Here is a 3,266-nt window from a genome sequence, read left to right as displayed (position 1 = left end):
CAAGCCGGACATCGAGATCGTCGGCATCGAGGCCGACCTTTACCCGGCGATGAAGAACGTCATTGACGGCGGCACCCGCGCCATCGGCGGCGACACGCTGGCTGAGGGCATCGCGGTCAAGGAACCGGGTGTGCTGACCCGTCGGATCATCGCCGACCTGGTCGACCGGATCGATCTGGTCGCCGAGCGCGAGATCGAACATGCCGTCGCGCTCTTGGTCGGGATCGAAAAGAGCGTGGTCGAGGGCGCCGGCGCCGCCGGCCTCGCGGCCATCCTGGGAAACCCCGAGAAGTACCGCGACCGCAAGGTCGGCACGGTCCTGTGCGGCGGCAATATCGACCCTCATCTGCTGGCCAATGTGCTGGTCCGTGAACTGGTCCGCTGCGGTCGCATCGCGCGCCTGAGGATAGCCGCCTCCGACCAGCCCGGCGCGCTGTCCGCGATCACCGCTTGCTTCCACGAATGCGGGGTCAATATCATCGAGGTTATTCACCACCGCATCTTCACCCGCCTGCCGGCCAAGGACACGGTGATCGAGGTCGAATGCGAGGCGCGCGATGCCGAGGCGATCGAGCGACTCATCGGCCGGCTTGAGGCCGCCGGGTTCGATGTCGAACGGGCCGAGCTCGACTAACCCGTTTCCGCGCCGATCCCGCTGACTTTTTAACCTTGTGCTGGCCCGTGTTGGGACAGTCGCCGGATTAACCTTCTTTTCGCTGCTCCAAACTCTTTCCTTCGGCGTTTACCGGACGCATAAAGGGTTTCGTAACCAGTTTGAAAAGGCCGCCTGGGTTGAGCGCACCATTCCGCTTTCCGAAGTTTTTCGTCACCAATCCGGCGCCTTGTCCCTATCTGCCGGGCAAGATCGAGCGGAAGGTGTTCACGGAGCTTAACGGGCGCAACGCGGGCGAGCTCAACGAGGCGCTTGGGCGGATCGGGTTCCGCCGCTCGCAATCGGTCGCCTACCGCCCGTCGTGCATCGACTGCACCGCCTGCGTCTCGGTCCGCGTCCTCGCCGACCAGTTCGAGGCCAGCGCAACGCAGCGCAAACTCTTCCGCCGCCACGCCGATCTCGACGTCTCGGCGTGCAAGCCGTGGTCGACCGAAGAGCAATATGAATTGCTCCGCCGCTACCTCGGCAACCGCCATCCCGGTGGCGGCATGATCGAGATGGACGAAAACGACTTCGCCGACATGATCGAGCAGACGCCGGTTCGCTCCTACGTCATCGAATATCGCGAGCCGTCGCTCGATGGCCGCCCGGGCAGACTGGTCGGGGCATGTCTCAGCGACCAGCAGGCCGACGGCCTCAGCATGATCTACAGCTTCTTCGATGTCGGCCCCGAAGCGCGCAAGGGGCTCGGCACGTTCATCATCCTCGACCACATCACCCGCGCCGCCCGCGCCAGCCTGCCATTCGTCTACCTCGGCTATTGGGTCGAAGGCTCGGGACGCATGGCCTACAAGACCAACTTCAGGCCGATGGAACGCCTCGGCCGCGACGGCTGGCGGAGGCTCGATGCGCCTGTGGTGGAGGCCGAGCCGGCCGTCGAACAACCGATCCCGGCCCGCAGCCCGCGCCGCATCCTGGTCGACGCCTGATCTGGAGCCGCAGCCGGTCCTGCTTTGCAACGCCCGTCCATGACCGCTTTCGACCCAAAGCGGACAGTCAGCTTGCGCGGAAGGACCAGAGTCTATGGCCCAGCGGATCCGCACCGGCTGGTCCGGCAACGAGGCGCATGACGGCCAGGGCTAAAGCTACAGTCCCGGTCCAAATGGCCCCATCAACCACCACGATGGCAATACCGCGAGCAAAGACGATAATGCCCAGAACCTGCTCGGCGATAAGAAAATCCCGAAGCACGCCCAAGGTTGTTAGGAGCGCGAGGAATATTATTTGTCCACGCCACCCGAACCGTCTCAGAACCCGCCAGCCAATCAAGGCTATCATGGTGAATACCGCCACCACGAGCGGATAGAGCGCGAAGGGGCCATAGGGCTGCTCGACCGACGGATAGCGCCAGAATCCCAAGGTGTGGGCCAGCGTCTCGATACCGACGCCCACGACCGCAACGGTTACGCCGCCCGCCAGTGCGCCGAGGAATCGGCGCCTGTTCGGGCGAGTGATGTACGCGGTTGCGCCCAGGAGCGGGACGTAGATACCGATCGCGATGTAGAGCGCTTGATATATTGTCATGATCGCCCCGCCGCCTAGTGGGTTCCGCAGCTCTTTTCATCCGTTGAGGCGCTCTTACGTTGTTGCTAGCGGCTTGGCACGGGCGACGTGCCAGTCCGGCAGCGACACTCCAATGTCCGCTTTCCACCCAAACCGGACGCTAGCGCCGCGCCACCCGAAAATCCTGTCCTACAGGCAGGCACTTATGCCATGCCCGAGTCGGCTGTTTCTCATTGCTGGTCGATCGCTCGCGGAGGCGGCGAACCGCGTTAGCGGAATCATGCTCGTCACTGCGACCATTGGGACCATTCGCGCATGAAAAAAACGGCGGAGCGTTGCTGCCCCGCCGTTCCTTGCCCCCAGTGGAATTGGTTCAGGCGACCGCCGCTTCTGGCGCGGTTTCGGCCTCAATGTCGCGCAGCACATAGCCGCGGCCCCACACCGTCTCGATATAATTTTCGCCGCCGCAGGCCAGGCTCAGCTTCTTCCTGAGCTTGCAGATGAACACGTCAATAATCTTGAGTTCCGGTTCGTCCATCCCGCCGTAGAGGTGATTGAGGAACATTTCCTTGGTCAGCGTCGTGCCCTTGCGCAGCGAAAGCAGCTCGAGCATCGCATATTCCTTGCCGGTCAGGTGGACCCGGCTGCCGTCGACCTCGACCGTCTTGGCGTCGAGGTTGACCGCCAGCTTGCCCGTGCGGATGACGGACTGGCTGTGACCCTTTGACCGGCGGACAACGGCATGAATACGGGCAACCAGCTCGTCGCGGTGGAATGGCTTTGTAACATAGTCGTCAGCACCGAAACCGAACGAGCGCACTTTCGAATCCATTTCGCTGATGCCTGACAGGATCAGCACCGGCGTCGACACCTTGGCGACGCGCAGTTTCTTGAGCACGTCATAGCCGTGCATGTCAGGCAAATTCAGGTCGAGGCAGATGATGTCATAGTCATACAGCTTGCCGAGATCGAGGCCCTCTTCGCCCAAATCGGTCGTGTAGACGTTAAAACCCTCGGCGGAGAGCATCAGCTCGATCGCCTTTGCCGTGGTCGGCTCGTCTTCGATCAAAAGCACGCGCATCGGCAGGTA

4 protein-coding genes are annotated in these 3,266 nt (G+C 62.6%); 2 read left to right on the top strand and 2 right to left on the bottom strand.

Translation table 11 applies throughout. The features are described from left to right. Nucleotides 1-634, top strand: a 634-nt coding sequence (locus tag RMO25_RS12905; protein ID WP_309663008.1) for a pyridoxal-phosphate dependent enzyme, incomplete at its 5' end; no start/stop codon positions are given. Nucleotides 635-792: 158 nt separating this feature from the next. Continuing rightward, a complete protein-coding gene (locus tag RMO25_RS12900; RefSeq protein ID WP_309663007.1) occupies nt 793-1,602 on the top strand; it encodes an arginyltransferase in 810 nt (269 codons plus the stop codon). A gap of 67 nt (nt 1,603-1,669) precedes the next feature. Here RMO25_RS12900 and RMO25_RS12895 read toward each other — a convergent pair whose 3' ends face one another. Together RMO25_RS12895 and ctrA are read right to left on the bottom strand one after the other, a co-directional pair. Beyond that, nucleotides 1,670-2,197, bottom strand: a complete 528-nt coding sequence (locus RMO25_RS12895; protein ID WP_309663006.1) for a twin-arginine translocation signal domain-containing protein — start codon at nt 2,195-2,197, stop codon at nt 1,670-1,672. A 352-nt stretch (nt 2,198-2,549) separates the two neighbouring features. After that, a complete protein-coding gene (gene ctrA, locus RMO25_RS12890; RefSeq protein WP_309663009.1) occupies nt 2,550-3,257 on the bottom strand; it encodes a response regulator transcription factor CtrA in 708 nt (235 codons plus the stop codon). Nucleotides 3,258-3,266: the final 9 nt, after the last annotated feature.

Origin of the sequence: Sphingomonas sp., assembly GCF_031361285.1 — a bacterium.
Lineage (GTDB): Bacteria > Pseudomonadota > Alphaproteobacteria > Sphingomonadales > Sphingomonadaceae > Sphingomicrobium.
This window is presented reverse-complemented; position numbering and strand designations above follow the sequence as displayed.

Coding starts and splice junctions, on each gene's coding strand:
- RMO25_RS12895 (WP_309663006.1), bottom strand. CDS start 2,197: ATGACAATATATCAAGCGCTCTACATCGCGATCGGTATCTACGTCCCG.
- ctrA (WP_309663009.1), bottom strand. CDS start 3,257: ATGCGCGTGCTTTTGATCGAAGACGAGCCGACCACGGCAAAGGCGATC.